Consider the following 5,532-nt stretch of genomic DNA (forward strand, 5'->3'; position numbering starts at 1 on the left):
AAATGCGCCGTGGCCTGCATGTTCAGCCAGATGTCGCTGTCGGTCAGGATGCGTTCGTAGTTGCGCAGGCCAATAAACTCGGGCTCGCGGTTCAGGCGGTTGGCCTTGTAGTTGGTAAAGCTCAGCTGAATCGTCCAGATCAGCGGAAAGATGTTGATTGCCAGCAGCAGGAAGATCGTGGGGGCGACGAAAATCCACGCGATGGCGCGGTCGCTCAACCCCTTGATCTTGCGCGCTACCTTTTGCGGTGTCGCCTTGGCGGCGCGATTGGCGATGGTGTCTGTCATCTGGCAAACCTGTTCTGTGGGGTGGGCCCGTGGGCCCACCCGTGGAAGTGTCAAAGACTACGGGAAGAGAATGGGCGGGCGCGGACGCCCACCCGAGCTTGGCTCAGAGTTTGCCTTCGTCCTCGAACACTTCGGTCCAGTCCTCGATCAGCTTGTCGAGCGCTTCCTGCGCAGTGCCCTGGTCGGCGACAACGTAGTCGTGGACGCGCTTCTGCATGGCGAGCAGAAGTTCGGCATAGGCTGGCTCCTGCCAGAAGTCCTGCACCGCGCCCATCGCTTCCAGGAAGTCACCGGCAAAGGGTGCGCTGTCCTCGAAGCCCGGATCGTTCAGGACCGAGTTGTGGGCCGAGTAGCCGCCCAGCTCCCACCACTTGGCCTGCACCTCGGGGTTGGCGAACCACTTGATGTATTCAAGCGCTGCGTCCTGCTTGTCCGAATAGGCAACCACACTGATGCCCTGCCCGCCCAGTGTCGAACCGGCCTGATTTTGAGGTGGGTTCACGAAGAAGTCGATCTTGTCTCCGCCGGTGTTCGGGTCGGCATAGAGGCCCGGGAAGAACGCAAACCAGTTCATCGCCATGGCAACCTGACCGGATTTGAACGCGTCGAGCGATTCACCCATGTAAGAGTTGGTGTAGCCCGGCGGTGTCGCGGTTTCGTAGAACTCCTTGTAGAATTCAAGCGCTTCGACCGCTTCGGCAGAGTTCACCGCCCCTTCCATGTCATAGGAGCCCGGGGTGTTTTCATATTTGAAGCCCCAAGGATACAGCGCCGAGGTCACACCCATGGTGATCCCTTCGGATCCGCGTTCGGTGAAGATGGAGGCACCGTAGACTGTCTTGCCATCGATCTCACGGCCTTGGAAGAACTGAGCGATCTGCAGCATCTCGCGCTGGCTTTGCGGCTCGCGCAGGTCTTCGCCCGTGGCTTCCTTGTAAGCGGCCTGGATGTCGGCGTCAGCAAACCAGTCGGCGCGATAGAACCAGCCGTTGGCATCGCCCATGGCAGGCAGTGCGTAGTAGTTCGGCGTCCCCTTTGGCCATGTGGAATAGGCGTAGACGGTCGCAGGTGCGAAGTCGTCCATGCTAATGCCTTCGGCATCGAAGAAGTCATTCAGCTTAACGTAGTGGCCGTTCTCGGCGCCACCGCCGATCCACTGGCTGTCGCCGATCAGCAGGTCGCAGAGCTTGCCGCCTGAATTCAGCTCGTTCAGCATCCGGTCTGCGAAGTTGGGCCACGGAATGAATTCGAAGTTCATGTTGTGGCCGGACTGGGCCTCGAATTCCTTACTCAATTCAACCAATGCGTTGGCCGGGTCCCAGGCAGCCCAGCACAGTGTCAAATCCTCTGCCATGGCCAGGGTCGGCACGCTGACAGAGGTCATTAGGGCCGCGCCCACGGCGGCTGAAGTCATTTTTTTCATATGATCCTCCCTATGGGCCATCATTGAGCGTTGACCCTGGGGAAACGCTATTTGAGGAACGTACATCATGTCAACGAAATTTTGAGGTGCGTTCATCATTTGAAACTTACCTTGGGATTAAACGACTGATTTTATGGGAAATATACGACCGAAACCCGTCCCAATCCCTCACACTTTCCTAGCTTACTTGGAGAATACGTAGATGGGCGAGTCGCCTTGGCACACAAGGTGCACCCTGCTGCAAACAGGAACGAGGAGATGTTGGACCAACCAGTATTGGGAGATTCTATCCAACTGTGGAGCGCCTAGCTGGTGTTGGCAGAACGAGAAGGCCGGGCGATACTATCAATTGAGCCAATTCGAAAAACGGATGCACGGCTTCAACTAAGCTCGCTCAGGTGAACTTCCGAAACAGCTTGGTCTGATCGAACATGTCTTCCAAGTTTTCGACCCGTTCTTTTGTCGCCTCCCAGTTCAGCGACTGAATGGCAGAGATCATCGTTTCCACCAGCAACATGATTGTCGTGGCCGAATCCCATGCCGACGGGACCACAATCCTGTTGCTGAGACATATGTGCGCCAATTGATGCACGGGCGAGCGCCACTGATCTGTCAGCAGGACAATCTTCGCACCGCGCTTGTCCGCCATTTCAGCCAGCTTGAGCGTGTTGTTTTCGTAGCGCCGCACATCGAAGATGACGAAGACGTCTCCTTCCTGCACGTTGAGCAAGTAGTGCGGCCACGTGTTCGACGTGGTTTGGACATGCGTCAGGTTTGGTCGGATGACCTGCATATGCATGAACAAGTACTCAGCCAGTGTATGCGTGATGCGCCCCCCAACGATGTAGAGGTGCCGGTTTTCGTCGCCGATCAGTCGGCAGGCTTGATCAAACGCATCCGGATCAATCTGGCTGAGGGTCAGGCGGATATTCTCGATCACCGCGTCCGTGAACCGGTTGAGAATATGCTCGGACGGTGCGGCCTCGGCCCATGTCTCGTGTTTGGCAATCGGTGTTTTGACCTGAGCCTTCAGCTCTTCGCGTAGCGCCGCCTGAAACTCGGGATACCCTTTGTATCCAAGCTTTTGCACCATCCGCGCTACGGTTGGAACGGACACCCCGGCATTCTGGGCGAGCGCCGTCAGGGTGCCGAGGCCAGACGCCGGATAATTTTGCAGTACGGACAGCGCCAACTGCCGTTCTGCACGGGTCAGGTCATCAAGCTTGCTCTGGATCAGATCCGAGATTGTTTGGGTCGCCTCACCCATGTGCCCTCCAATTATTCAAAATTTATCAGAACGTATCGCTTTGTGATAAATTTTTCACAACTGTGTTGACAGACGCGCCGTTTGGCAACCAATTTGTTCGCAGGGGACCGAATGGCACACAGCGACCAGACCGAAAATGTGGTTCAGATCACGCGGGGCGATGCAGCCTCACCCGTGGTCTTGGTGTGTGAACATGCCAGTCACTTCATTCCGGCTGAGTTTGATGATCTGGGCCTGTCCGAAGTCGCAAAACGCAGCCACATCGCCTGGGACCCCGGCGCGCACGAGGTTGCGTCGCACATGTCGCAACAACTGCCAGCCGTGCTGGTCGAATCAAAAGTCTCCAGACTTGTCTACGACTGCAACCGCCCACCTGACGCGCCAGATGCCATGCCAGCAAACAGCGAGGCGTTTGCCATACCGGGCAACGAGGGTCTGACCACTCAGGACCGCGCCCAGCGCACACAAGCCTTCTACGATCCATTTCGCCGGTCATTGACTACACAGATCAACGCGCGCAAGCACCCTGTCATTATCACGATCCATAGCTTTACACCGGTCTACAACGGCGCTGTCCGCGACGTTGAAATTGGCATTTTACAAGACGATGACGCCCGACTGGCAGACGCATTCCTGAATTTGGCGCCGCGCCATACCGACTTACGGGTACAGCGTAACGCACCCTATGGGCCGGAACATGGCGTGACCCACACGCTCAAGACACATGCGGTGCCGCATGGGCACCTCAACCTGATGATCGAAATTCGCAATGACCTGATCGCAACCGACACCGCGCAGCTCGAGATGGCAACACTACTCAGCCGCTGGACGGTCGACGCCCTTGCTACGCTTGGTGTCAGTTTGGAGCACACATCATGCAAGGTTTGATGCGTTGCTACATCAAGGGCGTGGATGCTGTGAACTATCGCGTTGGCCGCGTGATGATGTACGGCATCTTTGTCCTTATGGGCATTTTGCTGTGGTCCTCGATCAGCAAAACCTTTTTCCTGCCGTCTCTCTGGACGTTGGAAATGGCCCAGTTCGTCATGGTGGGCTACTACATTCTCGGCGGCCCATACTCCCTGCAACTGGGGTCGAACGTCCGGATGGATCTGCTCTACGGCAGCTGGTCAGTCCGACGCAAAGCATGGTTTGACGCGATCACCGTCCTGTTGTTGATCTTCTATCTTTGCGTTCTGCTCTATGGCGCGGTCAGTTCAACGGCCTACTCTCTGGGCTACTGGAAAGATGCGCCGTTTTCCTACCTGTTTGGCGTCGTCATCGGCACAGAAGAGGTGGGGCGGCTTGAACAATCCTCATCCGCCTGGCGCCCCTACATGTGGCCCATCAAGGCCGTGATGATTGTCGGCTTCCTGCTGATGATCCTGCAGTGCCTTTCCGAGTTCTTCAAAGACATCCTGCGTCTTAAAGGGGCCGAAATCTGATGCCCTACGAGATGATCGCCACGCTCATGTTCTCGTCCATGATGCTCATGCTGCTGACGGGGCAGCGCGTCTTTGGCGCCATCGGGTTCATCGCGGTTGTGGCAGCTCTGCTGCTGTGGGGCGACCGCGGGGGATATGACATCGGCTTTGCTGCGGCCATGAAATTGATGAAGTGGTACCCGCTGCTCACTCTGCCGATGTTCATTTTCATGGGGTATGTGCTGAGCGAATCCAAAATCGCCGATGACCTTTATCGCATGTTCCATGTCTGGATGGGTGGTTTACGGGGCGGGCTGGCCATTGGCACCATCGGGTTGATGGTCCTGATCTCGGCTATGAACGGGTTGAGCGTGGCGGGCATGGCCATCGGTGCAACCATCGCCCTGCCCGAGCTTCTGAAACGCGGGTACGACAAGCGGATGGTCACGGGCGTCATCCAGGCTGGGTCATCCCTTGGCATTCTTGTGCCGCCTTCGGTGGTGCTGGTTCTATACGCGATGATTGCGCGGCAACCGGTCGGGCAACTCTGGCTAGCGGGCATCGTGCCCGGGCTAATGATGGCCGCGATGTTCATCGCATACATTGCGATCCGGTGCCGTTTGAACCCTGCACTTGGTCCGGTTCTGAGTGACGCGGATCGTGACATGCCGCGCGCCGAAAAGCTGAAGCTGCTGCGCGCCGGGCTGCTGCCGCTGATCATCTTTGCCGTGATGATGGTGCCCTTTGTCAACGGATGGACATCGCTGGTCGAAAGTTCGGCCATTGGCGCACTGGCCGCGTTTGCCGCAGCGGTTCTGAAGGGTCGCATGACCCGACAGGTCTTTGAGAACTCAATGCGCAACACGCTGGGCATCACCTGCATGTTCATGTGGATCATCCTTGCCGCCCTTGCATTCGGCGCGGTGTTCGACGGTCTGGGTGCGGTAAAGGCGATCGAAAGCCTGTTCACCGAACGTCTGAACCTGAACCCCTGGATGATCCTGATCCTGATGCAGCTCAGCTTTATCCTGATGGGCACATTCCTGGATGATACGGCGATGCTTGTGATTGTTGCGCCGCTCTATGTCCCTCTGGTCGGTGCGCTTGGGTTCGACCTGATCTGGTACGGCA

At 57.2% G+C, this 5,532-nt stretch carries 5 protein-coding genes and 1 pseudogene; 3 read left to right on the forward strand and 3 right to left on the reverse strand.

Annotated elements, in window-relative coordinates:
• From AC6RA8_RS06670 to AC6RA8_RS06680, 3 genes and pseudogenes are all read right to left on the reverse strand, one after another.
• Positions 1-287 (reverse strand): annotated as a pseudogene (locus tag AC6RA8_RS06670) (sugar ABC transporter permease); the annotation flags it as partial.
• A gap of 103 nt (positions 288-390) precedes the next feature.
• A complete protein-coding gene (locus AC6RA8_RS06675) occupies positions 391-1,701 on the reverse strand; it encodes an ABC transporter substrate-binding protein (RefSeq protein ID WP_500351493.1) in 1,311 nt (436 codons plus the stop codon).
• 403 nt (positions 1,702-2,104) lie between these two features.
• Positions 2,105-2,977, reverse strand: a complete 873-nt coding sequence (locus AC6RA8_RS06680) for a MurR/RpiR family transcriptional regulator (RefSeq protein WP_500351433.1) — start codon at positions 2,975-2,977, stop codon at positions 2,105-2,107.
• 111 nt (positions 2,978-3,088) lie between these two features.
• Between AC6RA8_RS06680 and AC6RA8_RS06685 the strand changes: the two genes are divergently transcribed.
• The 3 genes from AC6RA8_RS06685 to AC6RA8_RS06695 all read left to right on the forward strand — a co-directional run.
• On the forward strand, positions 3,089-3,865 hold the full coding sequence (locus AC6RA8_RS06685; RefSeq protein ID WP_500351434.1) for an N-formylglutamate amidohydrolase: 777 nt from the start codon (positions 3,089-3,091) through the stop codon (positions 3,863-3,865).
• Positions 3,853-4,422: a TRAP transporter small permease subunit gene (locus AC6RA8_RS06690; RefSeq protein WP_500351436.1), complete on the forward strand. Its 570-nt coding sequence runs from the start codon at positions 3,853-3,855 to the stop codon at positions 4,420-4,422. Before AC6RA8_RS06685 ends, AC6RA8_RS06690 begins: the two co-directional genes overlap by 13 nt.
• On the forward strand, positions 4,422-5,532 hold a 1,111-nt coding region (locus tag AC6RA8_RS06695), incomplete at its 3' end, for a TRAP transporter large permease (protein WP_500351437.1). The genes AC6RA8_RS06690 and AC6RA8_RS06695, both read left to right, overlap by 1 nt.

The sequence above is a fragment of the Tateyamaria sp. genome (assembly GCF_059783535.1).

What these genes read in the sequence shown, in the direction of transcription:
- AC6RA8_RS06675 (WP_500351493.1), bottom strand. Translation starts at nt 1,701, where the DNA reads ATGACTTCAGCCGCCGTGGGCGCGGCCCTAATGACCTCTGTCAGCGTG.
- AC6RA8_RS06685 (WP_500351434.1), top strand. Translation starts at nt 3,089, where the DNA reads ATGGCACACAGCGACCAGACCGAAAATGTGGTTCAGATCACGCGGGGC.
- AC6RA8_RS06680 (WP_500351433.1), bottom strand. Translation starts at nt 2,977, where the DNA reads ATGGGTGAGGCGACCCAAACAATCTCGGATCTGATCCAGAGCAAGCTT.
- AC6RA8_RS06690 (WP_500351436.1), top strand. Translation starts at nt 3,853, where the DNA reads ATGCAAGGTTTGATGCGTTGCTACATCAAGGGCGTGGATGCTGTGAAC.